The organism is Pseudomonas sp. IT-P74 (assembly GCF_949768175.1).
Lineage (GTDB): Bacteria > Pseudomonadota > Gammaproteobacteria > Pseudomonadales > Pseudomonadaceae > Aquipseudomonas.
The window spans coordinates 82,904-98,189 of the sequence record NZ_CATKQD010000033.1 but is presented as its reverse complement, the minus strand read 5'-3'; the positions used below and the strand labels follow the sequence as shown (position 1 = coordinate 98,189).

Here is a 15,286-nt window from a genome sequence, read left to right as displayed (position 1 = left end):
AGTCAACGCTTAGACGGTTACGTGCAGACGCACATCGACGTTGCCACGGGTGGCGTTGGAGTACGGGCAGACCTGGTGGGCCGCATCGACCAGTGCCTGTGCATCGGTCTGTTCAAGACCCGGCAAGCTGATGTGCAGGTCAATGTCCAGGCCGAAGCCGCCGGGGATCTGGCCGATGCCGACGTGGGCGGTGATCGAAGCGTCGTTCGGGATGCTGCGCCTGGTCTGGCTGGCCACGAATTTCAGGGCACCGATGAAGCAGGCGGAGTAGCCGGCGGCGAACAGTTGCTCAGGGTTGGTGGCCGCGCCGCCGGCACCGCCGAGTTCTTTCGGCGTGGCGAGCTTGACGTCGAGGATGTTATCGCTGGAAACCGCACGACCGTCACGGCCACCGGTGGAAGTTGCGATTGCGGTATAGAGAGTTTGCATGGTGAAAGCCTCGTTTGGGATTTGGTTTGTTTTGCGCTAAATGTTTGCGCGCTAAGTAAGTGCGAGATGAATGTATCGCGCAAATGTTTAGTGCGCAATATAAATTTTCAAAGACATTTGAAAAAAACGAAAGGCTGTGGGGCGGTTTGGGTTGGAAGTGTTGAGCTAGAGCTATCGAGGAGGATTTTTTCAGCAAGGATTTTTTTCAGAAACAGGTGGTGAGCCCTATTTTTCGGCCTGGCGCAAAACAAATGTGGGAGCGAGCCTGCTCGCGATTACGGTGTGTCAGTCAACGTAGAGGCTGAATGTCACAACGCAATCGCGAGCAGGCTCGCTCCCACAGGGGGCTGTGCTGGCCTTGAAATTAGAGGCTGTCTTGCAGGTGGCGACGCAGCTCCTGCAGCTCCGCTTGCAGCTTTTGCAGGCGCTCCACGGTCATCCCGCTGGCACCAAGGATGCACTGGGGAACATCACGGGCCTTGTCGCGCAAGGCCCGGCCCTGTTCGGTAAGTTCGACGATCACCACCCGCTCATCTTCGCGGCTGCGGGTCCGGCTGAGCAGGCCTTCGGCTTCCAGGCGCTTGAGCAGTGGCGTCAACGAGCCAGGATCGGTCAGCAACCGCGTGCTGATTTCACCTACGGTCAAACCGTCCCTTTCCCACAGCACCATCATCGCCAGGTATTGCGGGTAGGTCAGGCCCAGCGCTTGCAGCAAGGGTTTGTAGACCTTGGTCATCATCAGCGATGTGGAATGCAGGGCGAAGCAGGCCTGATTGTCCAGCAGCAGGTTGTCGCAGTTGTCCGGAGTGTTGCGCTCGGTGGTCATGTCGAAGCCTTGATCTGTGATCTCAAGAATCTAGCGGGCGAATCTTTAATGCGCCAGATAATTCTGATCAGTGCCGTTGCAGATGGGTTTGCAGCACCAGATCCCAGGGCGGAATCGGGCTGAAGCGGGTTTTCAGGTACTCCAGCAACAAACGACTGCGGGAGTTGGGCTGCTGTTCCAGGCGCAAGGCGTAGATGCCGGCGCTTTCCGGTTTCGGCAGGCCGCTGTCGCAGAACAGCGGCAGCAACTCACCCCGCAGCAGGTACTCGCTGGCCAGCCAGGTCGGCAGATGCGCGATACCCAGTCCGGCCAATGCGCCGCACACCAGTGCCTCGGCATTGTTGGCGCTCATGCGGATCCGTGCCGGCCGGTGCAACTGCATTTGCCCGTCGCGCTCGAAACGCCAGGCGAAGGGCGGGGCCAGGCCATCCCAGTCGAGTCCGTCGTGTTCCATCAGCCGTGACGGCTCGATCGGCACGCCGCGACGCCGCAAATAATCAGGGCTGGCGCAGGCGATACGCACGATGCTCGCCAGTGGTGTGGCCACCAGCCGGGTGTCAGCCAATTGCCCGGCGCGCAACACCAGATCGACCTTGCCGAGGTTCAGGCCCTGCATGTCGACGAAGCTGTCGATCAAGTGCAACTGCACATCGAGCCCGGGGTAGAGCATCAGGAAGTCGGCAATTACCGGTGCCAGGTGCCGCCGACCAAAGGCTGTCGGCGCATCGATACGAATCAGGCCTTCTGGCGCGCAGCTCAGGGACACGGCCTCGGCCCGGGCCAGGCGCAACTCGGCGACAATCCGCCGTGCGCGCTCGGCAAAGGCCAGTCCCGCCGGGGTGGCGCGTACCGCATGAGTGCTGCGCAGGAACAACTGACTGCCGACCGCGCTTTCCAGGCTGTCGATACGCCGTGCCACGGCCGAAGGGGTCAGCGGATGACGGCGCGAGGCGGCGGAAAAACTGCCGGTTTCCAGTACGTCGAGGAACAAGGCCAGTTGGTCGGTCAGTTGATTGGGGTTCATGGCAGGTTTGCGCTTGTGCGAATTTGGCACAGCCATTGTGCGATGCTGTGCGTTTCCGCGCCAGAAGCAACTGCGTAGGATCAAAGGCCTGACGGCAACGGGGAAAGGCTGTGATTGAGTTCTTGATGTATCTGATGTTCGGCGCTGCGTTGGGCACGCTCGGCGGGTTGTTTGGCATCGGCGGCGGCCTGATCGCCATTCCGCTGCTGGGCGTGCTGTTCGGGCTCGATCAGCAGATTGCCCAAGGCACAGCGCTGGTGATGGTGGTGCCGAACGTGATGCTGGCGCTGTGGCGCTATCATCAGCGCAACCGGATCGAACTGCGCCACGCATTACCGCTGGCCATCATGGGGTTCTGCTTCGCCTGGCTCGGATCGATCTGGGCGGTGGGCATTGATGCGCAAACCATGCGCATAGGCTTTGTCGCGTTTCTGATCGCTCTGTCGGCGTACAACCTCGTTCGCATGTTCGCCGCCAGCGCCCAGCCAGCTTCGCAGATGAACTACTCATGGCCCTGGCTGGGCCTGCTTGGCGCCGCATCCGGTACGATGGGCGGGTTGTTCGGCGTGGGGGGCGCGGTGGTGGCGACACCGGTGCTGACCAGTCTGTTCGGCACCAGCCAGGTGGTTGCGCAGGGGTTGTCGTTGGCGCTGGCCTTGCCGAGTACGGGAGTGACGTTGGTGACTTACGCCGCGCACCATCAGGTCAGTTGGGTGATCGGCTTACCCTTGGCGGTCGGCGGGCTGATGAGCATCAGTTGGGGCGTAAAGATTGCCCACGCTTTGCCGGAGCGGCTGCTGCGCGGGCTGTTTTGCGGGTTTCTGGTGTTCTGTGCGGTGATGCTCGCCTTCAAAGTTTGAAGCCTTCGACGATGTGCTCGGCCAGGCACTCGGTGATGGGTGACGGGTTATGCAGGTTGCGCACGAGCATGATGCTGGCCTCGGGCAGCAGCGGCAGGTCCTGGGCCTCACCGAGGATGCGCATGTCCGCGGTGATCAGGCTTTCAAGCTGCGCCGTGACGGCCAGGCCGGCGCTGACCACCGCCATGATCGCCGACAGGCTGTCGCTGTTGTACGCCACCCGGTAATCGCGCCCCCGGGCGTCCAGGGCGTTGCAGGCCCACAGACGGCAGAAACAATCACTGTTGAACATCGCCAGTGGCAGCGGCGTCTGCTCATGAGCGCTGTAGCATTGCGCCTCGGCCCAGACAAAACGTTCCTTGCGCAACAACTGGCCGATTTCGCTGCCCGGTTCGCGAGTAACGATGGACAGGTCCAGGTCCTGGCGCATCAACAGTTGTTTTGATGATTCGCAGTGCACTTCTATCTGAATCAGCGGGTAAGACTGGGCAAACCGGCGCAGAATCCCCGGGAGGAATCGCATCACATAATCATCCGGCGTGCCGATGCGCACCGTGCCAACCATGTCGGGCTCACGCAAGGTATTGAACACCTCACTGTGCAACTTGAGGATGCGCCGCGCATAGCCCAGCAACACCTGGCCTTCGGCTGTCAGCCGCACTTGCCGCCCGTCTCGCTGGAACAACTGGCGCTGCAGCACATCTTCTTCCAGGCGTTTCATCTGCATGCTGACGGCTGACTGGGTGCGGTTGACCATTTCGCCGGCGCGGGTAAAGCCGCCCTGGTCGGCGATGGCGACGAAGGTGCGCAGCACTTCGGTATCGATACTCGGGTAGGCGGACATCCATCAATCTCCGAGATATGTGACATCAGAAACATTCGTTGGATTGATCTTAGACCCGGCGCGAGACTGGAGCCATCCAAACGGAGGGCAACAAGATGAAAGGTCAACACGAGTTCCACGGATCAGAAAAACACTCGATTCACGTGATATCCGATCTGCTGCACAAGGTCGGCCGCTGGTACGAACTGCATCGCGAGCGCGAACTGCTGGCGAGCTTGAGCGACGAAGCACTCAAGGACATCGGCATGAGCCGTGCGGATGTGGAGAACGAGTCGATCAAACCGTTCTGGAATGATCCGATGCATAAATGATGAATGCCACGCTACACAAACCCCTTACCGGTGAGGTAGGTTGCGAGCAGACAAGGAGACGCTCATGCCCGCAACGTTGTCCTTTACCCTCAAACAGGCTCGGCGTCTGGCGCTGGCCGCCCAAGGGTTCAGCGGGCGGTCGCCGCCAGCGGCGATCAAGGCTATTGCGCTCAATCGGCTGATCGAACGGCTGGGCGTTCTGCAGATCGATTCGGTCAATGCAGTGGTGCGTTCGCACTATCTTCCGCTGTTTTCCCGCCTCGGCAATTATTCCTCCGATTTGCTCGACCAGGCTGCCTGGAGTCAGGGCCGGCGCCGTACGTTGTTCGAGTATTGGGGCCATGAAGCCTCGTTATTGCCACTTTCCATGTACCCGTTGATGCGTTGGCGCATGCAGCGTGCGAGCCGTGGCGAAGACATTTATGAGCAACTGGCGCGTTTTGGCCGTGAACAGCAAGACACCATTCGCCGGGTGCTGGCTTCGGTCGAGGAGCAGGGCGCGTTGAGTGCCGGAAGTCTGTCGACCCGTCAGGAACGGGCCAGCCCCTGGTGGGACTGGAGCGCGGAAAAGCATGCGCTGGAATGGTTGTTCGCGGCCGGTGAAGTGACCGTTGCCGGACGGCGCGGATTCGAAAGGCTCTACGATCTGCCGGAGCGGGTGATTCCCCGGGCAGTTCTTGCGCACCCCGTTCTGAGTGAAGACGACGCTCAGCGCGGCCTGTTGCGGCATGCGGCAACGGCATTGGGGGTCGGTACGGAGAAGGACTTGCGTGACTATTTCCGCTTGAACCCTGCGGACAGTCGCCCACATTTGGCCGAGTTGGTCGAGGCTGGTGAATTGCTGATCTGCGAAGTCCAGGGCTGGCGACAACCGGCCTATTGCCTGCCCGAGCCAAAAGTGCCGCGCAAAGTCACCGCCAGTGCCTTGCTTTCACCGTTCGATTCGCTGATCTGGGAGCGCAGCCGGACCGAGCGGTTGTTTGATTTTCGCTATCGGCTGGAGATCTACACGCCACAGGACAAACGGGTGTATGGCTATTACGTCCTGCCGTTTTTGCACAACGAACGGATTGCCGCACGGGTGGACCTGCGCGCCGAACGGGTGGCTGGCCGTTTGGCGGTGCATGCGGTGCACGAGGAAGAGCCGGGGCTGGATGACGAGGGGATGGCGGCGCTGGCGGTCAACCTGCGGCAGATGGCGGGTTGGCTGGGGCTGGCACAGGTTCAGTTGAATTGCCCGCGGGCGAGTGCGGATCGTTTGCGGGTGGCATTGTCCCAAATCGGTGGTGACTGATCTGGCCTGATCGCCAGCAGGCTGGCTCCCACACTGGATCTGTGTCGTCCACAAAACCCATGTGGGAGCTAACCTGCTAGCGATAGGGGTGACGCGATTTAACGCCGGACTTGCTTCAAGGTCTCAGCAATCAAAAACGCCAGCTCCAGCGACTGATCGGCATTCATCCGTGGGTCGCAATGGGTGTGGTAGCGATCCGACAAGCCATCCTCGGTGATCGGCCGCGCACCACCGATACACTCGGTCACGTTCTGCCCGGTCATTTCGATATGGATCCCCCCGGCATAACTGCCTTCGGCTTCGTGCACCTGGAAGAACTGCTTCACCTCCCCAAGGATCTGCGCGAAGTCGCGGGTCTTGTAGCCGCTGCTGGCCTTGATGGTGTTGCCGTGCATCGGGTCGGAACTCCACAGCACCTGCTTGCCTTCACGCTGGACGGCGCGGATCAGCTGCGGCAAGTGATCGCCGACCTTGTTCGCGCCCATCCGCGCGATCAGGTTCAGGCGGCCCGGATCGTTGTCCGGGTTGAGCACGTCGATCAAGCGAATCAGGTCGTCGGGGTTCATGCTCGGGCCGACCTTGACCCCGATCGGGTTGTTCACCCCGCGCAGGAATTCGACGTGGGCACCGTCGAGCTGGCGGGTGCGATCACCGATCCACAGCATGTGAGCCGAGCAGTCGTAGTAATCGTTGGTCAGGCTGTCGCGACGCACGAAAGCTTCTTCGTAGTTCAGCAGCAACGCTTCGTGGGCGGTGAAGAAACTGGTTTCGCGCAACTGCGGCGAACTGTCCATGCCGCAGGCGCGCATGAACGCCAGGGTTTCATCGATGCGGTCGGCCAGGTGGCTGTACTTTTCCGCCAGTGCCGAGTTGGCGATGAAGTCCAGGTTCCACTTGTGCACCTGATGCAGATCGGCAAAACCGCCCTGGGCGAATGCGCGCAACAGGTTCAGGGTGGCGGTGGACTGGTGATAGGACTGCAGCAGGCGTTCCGGGTCTGGCACGCGGCTTTTTTCGTCGAAACCGATGCCGTTGACGATGTCGCCACGGTAGGCGGGCAGGGTCACGCCATCGATGGTTTCGTCATTGGCCGAACGGGGTTTGGCGAACTGCCCGGCCATGCGCCCGACCTTGACCACCGGACAGCCGGCGGCAAAGGTCATCACGATCGCCATCTGCAACAACACCTTGAAGGTGTCGCGGATTTTCGCCGCGGAGAATTCGGCGAAGCTTTCCGCGCAGTCGCCACCCTGCAACAGAAACGCGCGGCCCTGGGTCACCTCGGCAAACTGACGGCGCAACTCCCGGGCTTCGCCGGCAAACACCAGCGGCGGATAGCTGGCCAGGGTCTGCTCGACCCGCTGCAAATGCGCGGCATCGGGGTATCGGGGTTGTTGCTGGATCGGCAGGGCGCGCCAGCTGTCAGGGCTCCATGGTTGGCTCATCACGGTCTCTAGTGTTTTCGCTCGGACGTCCATGTTATCAGCAAATTAGTGCGTGACCTGTTCCCGTCGCTTCGCCGACAATCTCGCCTTTGCCGCTCTCTACACGCGGTGTTATTGCGTTGCCGGCCCCGGTGACGATCAGGAGATGAAATGACTGAGGAGCGCGTCGAGCATCTGCTCGCCGAGGTACAGGACGAGTTCGGCGTGATTCGTGTACTGGAAGTGGCCGATTACCGTTTTCTCGAGTTCGGTGATGCCATCGAGCAAAGCTGCGTGTTCACGGCGGATCCGAGCTGGCTCGAGTACGACTACACCCGGGCGATGCTGATCGGCGCGCTGTGCCATGAGCAGCCGGAAAGCGCGCTGTTCCTCGGCCTCGGTGCCGGTACGCTGACCCAGGCCTGCCTCAAGTTCCTGCCGCTGGAAGATGTCGAGGCCATCGAGTTGCGCCCGGACGTACCGCGCCTGGCCATTGAATATCTGGGGCTGGATGACGATCCGCGCCTGTACATCCGCGTTGGCGATGCGCTGGAGCTGCTGGACACCGCTGAGCCGGCGGACCTGATTTTCGTCGACCTTTATACCGATGTCGGCCCGGGCGTCGGGCATCTGGCCTGGAGTTTCCTGGAAAACTGCCAGAAGCGATTGAATCCGGGGGGCTGGCTGATCATCAATCAGTGGGCTACCGACGATGGCAAACCCCTGGGCGCCGCCTTGTTGCGCGGTTTGTACCACCGACATTACTGGGAGCTGCCGGTGAAGGAGGGCAACGTGATTCTGATCGTGCCGTCGGAGCTGGATCAGGAACTGGACATGGACGGCCTGATCGCCCGCGCCGAAGCGCTGGCGCCGCGGTTGGGGTATTCGCTGGACTCGTTGATCAAGTGCATTCGCCCGGCGACATGAGTTGTCTGTGAAGGCGTCACCGCGAGTGAACTCGCTCCCACATTTGACTGCGATCCCCTGTGGGAGCGAGCTTGCTCGCGATAGCTTTCCAACTGGCAATACAAGGCTAAAGTCCTTTGAACACTCCAGGCCGCCGCTCCACCATCGACCGCACACCTTCCTTGACGTCCTCGCTGGCCATCAACTTCTTGACCATCAGAGGCAACGCCTGTGCCGCCGCGATTTCCCCTTCATACCGGGCCTGTCGCGCAGACATCAGCGTCGCCTGCACCCCAAGCGGTGCCTGGCGGGCGATCCGCTCGGCCAGTTCAATCGCCCGGGGCAGCAAGTCTTCACTGGCCATGACTTCCTGCACCAATCCCAGGTGCAAGGCATCACGGGCGTCGAATTCATCACCGGTCAGTAACCAGCGCATGGCATTGCCCCAACCGGATACCTGATGCAGGCGCAGGGTGGCGCCGCCGAACGGGAAGAGCCCGCGTTGCACTTCCATCTGCGCGAACCGGGTGTTACTGGCGCACAGATTGATGTCGGCGGCCAGCATCAATTCGATGCCGATGGTCAGGCAGTAGCCTTGGGCGGCGACGATCACCGGTTTGCTGACCCTGGGGCCTGCGAACACCCCCCACGGATCACAGCCGCCGGGCGGAACCTGCCAGCCATCTGCCAGTGAGACGCTGGCATTGACCAGGTCGAGCCCGGCGGTGAAGTGCTCGCCGTGAGCGAACACCACCGCCACCCGCGCCTCGCTGTCGGCTTCGAACTCGCCATAGGCCAGGCTCAACGCGTTGAGCAGGTCGAGATCGAAGGCGTTGCGCTTGGCCACCCGATCCAGACCGATCAGGAATACATGACCATGCCGTTCGCGGCTGACTCGACTGGGGCAGGGCTGATTCATGGAGCGATCCTCAGGGTGGGAAAGGCGTGCCAGACCGGCGGTCTGCACGGCAAAGGGTGAACCGTTTTAGCGCCATCACCCGCAAGGCCGGGCCTTTGAAAAATAGACGGCTGACCGATTATTCGCAAAGCCTGTTACACAACGGTGTATTCGGTGGATTTCCGATAAAAAAAGCTCCCTTTTTGGGCGAATTCCGGTATAGTGCGCGCCGGCCTTTAACCGGGCCGCGTTTAGGTAGCGCAATTCCCCGAAGCCAGCTTCGGCTGCACGTCCGCCCAGCGGACTCTTCCTTGACGATTCTTTTCATTCATTCGTTTTCGCAAATCCCCGCCGACAAAGCTGCCAGGGCGACTCTTGAGTCTCAACACGGCATGTGCAGCTTTGGAGCATGGGTCTTTGCGGATGCACTTAGAGGCAGACCCATGACCCAGGAAATCGGCGGCTTCGCCGCTCTTGAACTTCATCCAAATATTGTCGCTGCAGTAGTCGCTACCGGCTATGAAGAGCCTTCGGCCATTCAGCAGCAGTCGATCCCGATCATTCTCGCCGGTCACGATATGATTGGTCAGGCGCAAACCGGTACCGGTAAAACCGCTGCCTTTGCCCTGCCAATTCTGCACCGCATTGATCCGTCCAAGCGCGAGCCGCAAGCTCTGATCCTGGCCCCAACTCGTGAGTTGGCGCTACAAGTTGCAACCGCTTTCGAAACCTACGCCAAGCAAATGCCGGGCGTGACTGTTGTGGCTGTCTACGGCGGCGCGCCGATGGGCCCACAATTGAAAGCAATCCGTAATGGCGCACAAATTGTTGTCGCCACTCCGGGCCGTCTGTGCGACCACCTGCGTCGCGACGAAAAAGTACTGGCGACCGTGAACCACCTGGTTCTCGACGAAGCCGACGAAATGCTCAAGCTGGGCTTCATGGACGACCTGGAAGTCATCTTCAAGGCCATGCCGGAAACCCGTCAGACCGTACTGTTCTCGGCAACCTTGCCTCAATCGATCCGTGCCATCGCCGAACGCCACCTGCGCGATCCGAAGCACGTCAAGATTCAGAGCAAGACCCAGACCGTTACCGCGATCGAGCAGGCTCACCTGCTGGTTCATGCTGACCAGAAGACTTCGGCCGTTCTCAGCTTGCTGGAAGTGGAAGATTTCGACGCCCTGATCATGTTCGTGCGCACCAAGCAAGCGACCCTGGATCTGGCCAGTGCCCTGGAAGCCAAAGGCTACAAAGCCGCTGCGCTGAATGGTGACATCGCCCAGAACCAGCGTGAGCGCGTGATCGATTCCCTCAAGGATGGCCGTCTGGACATCGTTGTGGCGACCGACGTTGCCGCTCGTGGCCTGGACGTTCCGCGCATCACTCACGTGTTCAACGTTGACATGCCGTACGACCCAGAGTCCTACGTTCACCGTATCGGCCGTACCGGCCGTGCCGGTCGCGAAGGTCGTGCACTGCTGCTGGTGACTCCTCGTGAGCGCCGCATGCTGCAAGTGATCGAGCGTGTAACCGGTCAAAAGGTTGCTGAAGTTCGCCTGCCGGACGCTCAAGCCGTTCTGGATGCGCGCATCAAGAAACTGACCAACAGCCTGTCGCCGCTGGTGGCCGAGGCCGAATCGACTCACGGTGATCTGCTCGATCGTCTGACCGCCGACATCGGTTGCAGCCCGCGTGCCCTGGCTGCTGCCCTGCTGCGCAAGGCAACCAACGGTCAAGCGCTGAACCTGGCCGCTATCGAGAAAGAACGTCCACTGGTGCCGAACAACGCACCGCGTGGCGATCGTCCAGAGCGTTCCGGTGATCGTCCTGAGCGTGGTGACCGCGAGCGTCGTGCTCCAATGCCGCTGGGCGAAGGCCGTGCACGTTGCCGTACCGCGCTGGGTGCGCGTGACGGTATCGCCGCCAAGAACCTGCTGGGTGCCATCCTCAACGAAGGTGGTCTGGCGCGTGAAGCGATCGGTCGCATCCAGGTGCGTGACAGCTTCAGCCTCGTCGAACTGCCGGAAGATGGTCTTGAAAAGTTGCTGACCAAGCTGAAGGACACTCGCGTTGCCGGCAAGCAGTTGAAGCTGCGTCGCTACCGCGAAGATTGATCCGCTCTCGAGCTGATTGATCGAACATAAAAAATCCCCGACTGGTTCGGGGATTTTTTTTGTCTGTTGATTTGTGTTCGGCGTTCGAATGGTGTTGCAGCCATCGCGAGCAGGCTCGCTCCCACATTGGAATGCGATCCCCCCCTGTGTGCGAGCCTGCTCGCGATGGGGGCGACTCGGTTCTTGGGTTAACCGAAGCGGTAGATGTCCATCCCTAGCGCGCCCATGGTGAACCCCAGGTGGGCAACCCCGAACTGCCCGCCCGCGGCCCGGGCAAAGTACAACGGCAACAAGTGCTCATCACTCGGATGATTGCGTACAGCGTTCGGCGCCTGCGCGCGATAGTCATGCAGCGCGGCTTCATCGTTCGCGGCGAGTTTCTCGATCATCCAGTCGCGAAATGCCAGAGCCCAGGGTTCAACGCTCTCGGGGCCGGCATGCCAGTCCAGTTCCCGCAGGTTGTGAGTGATGCTGCCGGAACCGATCAGCAGCACGCCGTGCTCGCGCAAGCTGGCCAGCGCGTGGCCGACGCGGGTCTGCAGGGCGGGGCCGCCACGGGTGGGCAGCGAAACCTGGACAATCGGGATGTCTGCCTGCGGGTACATCAGCGATAAAGGCACCCAGACACCATGATCGAAAGGCCGATTGCTGTCGATACGTGCAGGAAAACCAGCGGTTTTCAGTAACTCGGCAACCTCTGCGGCGAGTCGTGGGTCGCCGGGAGCCGGGTACTGGACTTCGAACAGGGCTTTGGGGAAGCCGCCGAAGTCATGCCAGGTTTCCGGTTGCGGGTTACCGCTGACCAGCAACTCATTGCTTTCCCAGTGTGCAGAAACAATCACGATGGCTTTGGGCTTCGGTATTTCGGCCGCCAGGCGAGCGAGTGCCGGCCCGCTGGCACCGGGTTCCAGGGCGAGCATGGGGGAGCCGTGGGATATGTACAGGCTGGGGAACATGAATGAGCTCCTGAGAGTTAAGATGCAACATCTTCAGTCAGATCATTAATCTAAATCTAATATAAGTTTTAGGGTGTTTTGATCGAATTTTCGGGGTTATTTATGCAGCCGGAGTTTTGGCACAAGAAATGGGCGGCGAACCAGATCGGCTTTCACCTGCCGCAGGTGAACCCTCATCTGAAACGGTTCTGGCCAGCGTTAAGCCTTGAAGAAGGCGCGCGCGTGTTGGTGCCGTTATGTGGAAAAAGCCTGGATTTGCTCTGGCTCGCCCATCAAGGCCATGAGGTCCTGGGAGTCGAACTGTCGGAAAAAGCCGTCGAGGAGTTTTTCAGCGAACATGGCTTTGATCCAGCCGTCAGCGAGCAGGGGCCGTTCAAGGTCTATCGGGCAGGCTCCATTGAGCTGTGGTGCGGCGATTTCTTCGAGCTGACGGCAGGTGATGTTGCCGATTGCTCCGCGCTTTATGATCGCGCGGCGTTGATCGCACTGCCGGCGGAAATGCGAGAGCGCTATGCCGCCCATTTGAAGCGGATACTGCCGAAGGAATCCCTTGGACTGCTGATTACCCTGGACTATGACCAGGCGCAAATGCCCGGCCCGCCGTTTGCTGTACTCGATGATGAGGTGCTGCGGTTGTTCGGGGACTCATGGGCGCTGAAGATCCTGGAAGATCAGGATGTGTTGAGCGAGAGCGGGAAATTCCTGGAGGCGGGTGTTACGCGGCTGGAGGAGCGGGTGTATCGGGTTTCCACGCGGTAATTTGTAGCGACAGTTCTGGCCTCATCGCGAGCAGGCTCACTCCTACAAGGGGTCTGCATCGTTCACAAATCACCTGTAGGAGTGAGCCTGCTCGCGATGAGGCCCTCACACACACCAATAATTAGCAGACAAAAAAAGGCCCGCATCGCTGCGGGCCTTTTCATTTTTGCCGTGAAGTCTCTTAGCCGCGACGACGAGCCAGCGCATCAATACGCTCTTCCAGCGGCGGGTGGCTCATGAACATGCGAGCGAACCCTTGCTTGATGCCACCGTTGATGCCGAAGGCGTTCAGGGTGTCGGGCATGTGCACCGGCAGCCCTTGTTCCGCCCGCAGGCGTTGCAGGGCACCAATCATCGCGGCGGTGCCGGCCAGGTTTGCACCGGCTTCGTCGGCACGGAATTCGCGCTTGCGCGAGAACCACATGACGATGGCGCTGGCCAGGATGCCCAAAACCAGTTCGGCGAAGATGGTCGCCACATAGTAGGCGATGCCCTGGCCTTCTTCGTTCTTGAAGATCACCTTGTCGACGAAATTGCCGATGATCCGTGCGAAGAACATCACGAAGGTGTTTACCACGCCCTGGATCAGCGCCAGGGTAACCATGTCGCCGTTGGCAACGTGGCCGATTTCGTGGGCCAGTACGGCTTTCACTTCATCCGGCGAGAAACGCTCGAGCAAACCCTGGCTGACCGCGACCAATGCGTCGTTCTTGTTCCAGCCAGTGGCGAAGGCGTTCGCCTCGTAGGCCGGGAAGATACCGACTTCGGGCATCTTGATCCCGGCTTCGCGGGACAGTTGCTCGACGGTTTGCAGAAGCCATTGCTCGTGACGGGTGCGTGGCTGGGTGATGATCTGGGTGCTGGTGCTCATCTTCGCCATCCACTTGGAGATGAACAGCGAGAACAGCGAACCTGCGAAACCAAAGACCGCACAGAAAATCAGCAGCTGATTGAGGTTGAGATCAACCCCATTGGCCGCCATGAACCCGTTGAAGCCGAAAAGGCTCAGGGTGATGCTGGCAATCAGCACGACCGCCAGGTTAGTGGCCAAGAACAGCAGGATGCGCATCATGGTTGTAGAAATCTCCTCAAGCTAAAGATGTAGCGTACTGCGGGGTATATAAGGTGCTGCACCGGGGTATTCAACCGGGTGACTATTTCAAACTGTGTCCTACGGCAACAGTCTAGCTGCTTGCAGGGCATTTCCGACAAGTATGCGGGAAGTGTTTGTCAGTCAATTCATGTCGAAGGCCCCGCCTTTGTTAGGCACGAGCAGGCAAGGCGCTGTCCGGCAGCGAAAAAGCGACTGCCAGTGGCGCAATGCAAACAAATGTTGCCGGATGAATCACCGTGCGACGTTCGGGGCGTCGCACGGTGACGGACCGCTTATTGGCGGTAGGACTTGAGGAAGCCGCCGATGCGTCCGATGGCCATTTCCAGGTCATCGACACGGGGCAGGGTCACGACGCGGAAGTGGTCTGGCCATGGCCAGTTGAACGCGGTGCCTTGAACCACCAGCAGCTTTTCGGAGAGCAGCAGGTCGAGGACGAACTTTTCGTCGTTGTGGATCGGGCAGACCTTTGGGTCGATCCGCGGGAACGCATACAGCGCGCCCATCGGCTTGACGCAGCTCACGCCCGGAATGTCGTTGAGCAACTCCCAGGTGCGGTTGCGTTGCTCCAGCAGGCGGCCCTGGGGCAGCACCAGGTCATTGATGCTCTGATAGCCACCCAGGGCGGTCTGGATCGCATGCTGGCTCGGTACGTTGGCGCACAGACGCATGTTCGCCAGCATGTCGATGCCTTCGATGTAGCTCTGGGCGTGGTGTTTCGGGCCGGAAATGGCGATCCAGCCGGAACGGAAACCGGCCACGCGATAGGACTTGGACAGACCGTTGAAGGTCAGGCACAGCAGGTCCGGCGCCAGGGAGGCGGTGCAGATGTGCACGGCGTCGTCGTAGAGGATCTTGTCGTAGATCTCGTCGGAGAACACCACCAGGTTGTGCTGGCGGGCCAGTTCCAGCATGCCCAGCAGCACTTCCTTCGAATACACCGCGCCGGTCGGGTTATTCGGGTTGATGATCACCAGGGCCTTGGTGTTCGGGGTGATCTTGGCCTTGATGTCAGCCAGGTCCGGCCACCAGTTGGCCTGCTCGTCGCACAGGTAATGCACCGGATTGCCGCCAGACAGGCTCACGGCTGCGGTCCACAATGGATAGTCCGGCGCTGGCACCAGCACTTCGTCGCCATTGTTGAGCAGCGCCTGCATCGACATCACGATCAGTTCGGAAACGCCGTTGCCCAGGTAGATGTCTTCAATGCCGACGCCTTCCACCTGCTTTTGCTGGTAGTACTGCATGACGGCCTTGCGCGCACTGAACAGGCCCTTGGAATCGCTGTAGCCCTGGGCGGTCGGCAGGTTGCGGATCACGTCCTGGAGGATTTCATCCGGTGCTTCGAAACCAAAGGGCGCCGGGTTGCCGATGTTCAGCTTGAGGATGCGATGGCCTTCCTCTTCCAGGCGCTTGGCGTGCTTGAGCACCGGGCCGCGAATGTCGTAGCAGACGTTGGCGAGCTTGTTCGATTTGCTGACCTGCATGGCGATGTGTTCCCGAAAATGAACGATCCAGACGGCGTTT

Annotated in this window: 15 protein-coding genes; 6 read left to right on the top strand and 9 right to left on the bottom strand. The window is 60.3% G+C overall.

The window, feature by feature from the left end:
• Nucleotides 1-9: 9 nt before the first annotated feature.
• The 3 genes from ACM6J5_RS16775 to ACM6J5_RS16765 all read right to left on the bottom strand — a co-directional run bounded on the left by ACM6J5_RS16775 (nt 10) and on the right by ACM6J5_RS16765 (nt 2,279).
• Nucleotides 10-429: an organic hydroperoxide resistance protein gene (locus ACM6J5_RS16775; protein WP_150673591.1), complete on the bottom strand. Its 420-nt coding sequence runs from the start codon at nt 427-429 to the stop codon at nt 10-12.
• A 364-nt stretch (nt 430-793) separates the two neighbouring features.
• Entirely contained in the window at nt 794-1,255 is a 462-nt protein-coding gene (locus ACM6J5_RS16770) for a MarR family winged helix-turn-helix transcriptional regulator (RefSeq protein WP_095944948.1), read from the bottom strand.
• Between the two features lie 67 nt (nt 1,256-1,322).
• Nucleotides 1,323-2,279, bottom strand: a complete 957-nt coding sequence (locus tag ACM6J5_RS16765) for a LysR family transcriptional regulator (protein WP_414928997.1) — start codon at nt 2,277-2,279, stop codon at nt 1,323-1,325.
• 110 nt (nt 2,280-2,389) lie between these two features.
• Between ACM6J5_RS16765 and ACM6J5_RS16760 the strand changes: the two genes are divergently transcribed.
• On the top strand, nt 2,390-3,139 hold the full coding sequence (locus ACM6J5_RS16760; protein ID WP_414928996.1) for a sulfite exporter TauE/SafE family protein: 750 nt from the start codon (nt 2,390-2,392) through the stop codon (nt 3,137-3,139).
• Here ACM6J5_RS16760 and ACM6J5_RS16755 read toward each other — a convergent pair.
• A complete protein-coding gene (locus tag ACM6J5_RS16755; RefSeq protein WP_095944945.1) occupies nt 3,129-3,983 on the bottom strand; it encodes a LysR substrate-binding domain-containing protein in 855 nt (284 codons plus the stop codon). The genes ACM6J5_RS16760 and ACM6J5_RS16755 overlap by 11 nt on opposite strands.
• Nucleotides 3,984-4,078: 95 nt before the next feature.
• Between ACM6J5_RS16755 and ACM6J5_RS16750 the strand changes: the two genes are divergently transcribed.
• Both ACM6J5_RS16750 and ACM6J5_RS16745 read left to right on the top strand, forming a co-directional pair.
• Nucleotides 4,079-4,294, top strand: a complete 216-nt coding sequence (locus ACM6J5_RS16750) for a DUF1127 domain-containing protein (RefSeq protein ID WP_046043392.1) — start codon at nt 4,079-4,081, stop codon at nt 4,292-4,294.
• A 64-nt stretch (nt 4,295-4,358) separates the two neighbouring features.
• Nucleotides 4,359-5,588, top strand: coding sequence for a winged helix-turn-helix domain-containing protein (locus ACM6J5_RS16745; protein ID WP_414928995.1), 1,230 nt, complete (start codon nt 4,359-4,361; stop codon nt 5,586-5,588).
• A gap of 98 nt (nt 5,589-5,686) precedes the next feature.
• Here the strand turns inward: ACM6J5_RS16745 and ACM6J5_RS16740 are convergent, their stop codons facing one another.
• Nucleotides 5,687-7,033, bottom strand: coding sequence for a class II 3-deoxy-7-phosphoheptulonate synthase (locus ACM6J5_RS16740; protein ID WP_414928994.1), 1,347 nt, complete (start codon nt 7,031-7,033; stop codon nt 5,687-5,689).
• A 150-nt stretch (nt 7,034-7,183) separates the two neighbouring features.
• Here ACM6J5_RS16740 and ACM6J5_RS16735 point away from each other — a divergent pair, with 150 nt between their 5' ends.
• Nucleotides 7,184-7,939: a spermidine synthase gene (locus ACM6J5_RS16735; RefSeq protein WP_414928993.1), complete on the top strand. Its 756-nt coding sequence runs from the start codon at nt 7,184-7,186 to the stop codon at nt 7,937-7,939.
• Nucleotides 7,940-8,045: 106 nt separating this feature from the next.
• Here ACM6J5_RS16735 and ACM6J5_RS16730 read toward each other — a convergent pair whose 3' ends face one another.
• A complete protein-coding gene (locus ACM6J5_RS16730) occupies nt 8,046-8,837 on the bottom strand; it encodes a crotonase/enoyl-CoA hydratase family protein (RefSeq protein ID WP_095944942.1) in 792 nt (263 codons plus the stop codon).
• 422 nt (nt 8,838-9,259) lie between these two features.
• On the opposite strand from ACM6J5_RS16730, the gene ACM6J5_RS16725 reads away from it, so the two are divergent.
• Entirely contained in the window at nt 9,260-10,933 is a 1,674-nt protein-coding gene (locus ACM6J5_RS16725; protein ID WP_007973525.1) for a DEAD/DEAH box helicase, read from the top strand.
• A 188-nt stretch (nt 10,934-11,121) separates the two neighbouring features.
• Here the strand turns inward: ACM6J5_RS16725 and ACM6J5_RS16720 are convergent, their stop codons facing one another.
• Nucleotides 11,122-11,889: a DODA-type extradiol aromatic ring-opening family dioxygenase gene (locus ACM6J5_RS16720; protein ID WP_095944941.1), complete on the bottom strand. Its 768-nt coding sequence runs from the start codon at nt 11,887-11,889 to the stop codon at nt 11,122-11,124.
• Nucleotides 11,890-11,991: 102 nt separating this feature from the next.
• Between ACM6J5_RS16720 and ACM6J5_RS16715 the strand changes: the two genes are divergently transcribed.
• The gene (locus tag ACM6J5_RS16715; RefSeq protein WP_095944940.1) at nt 11,992-12,648 is read left to right on the top strand and encodes a thiopurine S-methyltransferase; all 657 of its coding nucleotides are present in this window, start codon (nt 11,992-11,994) and stop codon (nt 12,646-12,648) included.
• Nucleotides 12,649-12,829: 181 nt separating this feature from the next.
• Here the strand turns inward: ACM6J5_RS16715 and htpX are convergent, their stop codons facing one another.
• Nucleotides 12,830-13,720 carry a protease HtpX gene (htpX, locus tag ACM6J5_RS16710; protein ID WP_007973520.1) on the bottom strand — a complete coding sequence of 297 codons (891 nt, stop codon included), beginning with the start codon at nt 13,718-13,720 and terminating at the stop codon, nt 12,830-12,832.
• A gap of 314 nt (nt 13,721-14,034) precedes the next feature.
• On the bottom strand, nt 14,035-15,246 hold the full coding sequence (locus ACM6J5_RS16705) for a pyridoxal phosphate-dependent aminotransferase (RefSeq protein ID WP_007973513.1): 1,212 nt from the start codon (nt 15,244-15,246) through the stop codon (nt 14,035-14,037).
• Between the last annotated feature and the right edge of the window lie 40 nt (nt 15,247-15,286).

Excerpts from the sequence above, each read along its gene's own strand:
- ACM6J5_RS16775 (WP_150673591.1), bottom strand. The coding sequence starts at position 429 with ATGCAAACTCTCTATACCGCAATCGCAACTTCCACCGGTGGCCGTGAC.
- ACM6J5_RS16770 (WP_095944948.1), bottom strand. The coding sequence starts at position 1,255 with ATGACCACCGAGCGCAACACTCCGGACAACTGCGACAACCTGCTGCTG.
- ACM6J5_RS16765 (WP_414928997.1), bottom strand. The coding sequence starts at position 2,279 with ATGAACCCCAATCAACTGACCGACCAACTGGCCTTGTTCCTCGACGTA.
- ACM6J5_RS16755 (WP_095944945.1), bottom strand. The coding sequence starts at position 3,983 with ATGTCCGCCTACCCGAGTATCGATACCGAAGTGCTGCGCACCTTCGTC.
- ACM6J5_RS16750 (WP_046043392.1), top strand. The coding sequence starts at position 4,079 with ATGAAAGGTCAACACGAGTTCCACGGATCAGAAAAACACTCGATTCAC.
- ACM6J5_RS16745 (WP_414928995.1), top strand. The coding sequence starts at position 4,359 with ATGCCCGCAACGTTGTCCTTTACCCTCAAACAGGCTCGGCGTCTGGCG.
- ACM6J5_RS16740 (WP_414928994.1), bottom strand. The coding sequence starts at position 7,033 with ATGAGCCAACCATGGAGCCCTGACAGCTGGCGCGCCCTGCCGATCCAG.
- ACM6J5_RS16735 (WP_414928993.1), top strand. The coding sequence starts at position 7,184 with ATGACTGAGGAGCGCGTCGAGCATCTGCTCGCCGAGGTACAGGACGAG.
- ACM6J5_RS16730 (WP_095944942.1), bottom strand. The coding sequence starts at position 8,837 with ATGAATCAGCCCTGCCCCAGTCGAGTCAGCCGCGAACGGCATGGTCAT.
- ACM6J5_RS16725 (WP_007973525.1), top strand. The coding sequence starts at position 9,260 with ATGACCCAGGAAATCGGCGGCTTCGCCGCTCTTGAACTTCATCCAAAT.
- ACM6J5_RS16720 (WP_095944941.1), bottom strand. The coding sequence starts at position 11,889 with ATGTTCCCCAGCCTGTACATATCCCACGGCTCCCCCATGCTCGCCCTG.
- ACM6J5_RS16715 (WP_095944940.1), top strand. The coding sequence starts at position 11,992 with ATGCAGCCGGAGTTTTGGCACAAGAAATGGGCGGCGAACCAGATCGGC.
- htpX (WP_007973520.1), bottom strand. The coding sequence starts at position 13,720 with ATGATGCGCATCCTGCTGTTCTTGGCCACTAACCTGGCGGTCGTGCTG.
- ACM6J5_RS16705 (WP_007973513.1), bottom strand. The coding sequence starts at position 15,246 with ATGCAGGTCAGCAAATCGAACAAGCTCGCCAACGTCTGCTACGACATT.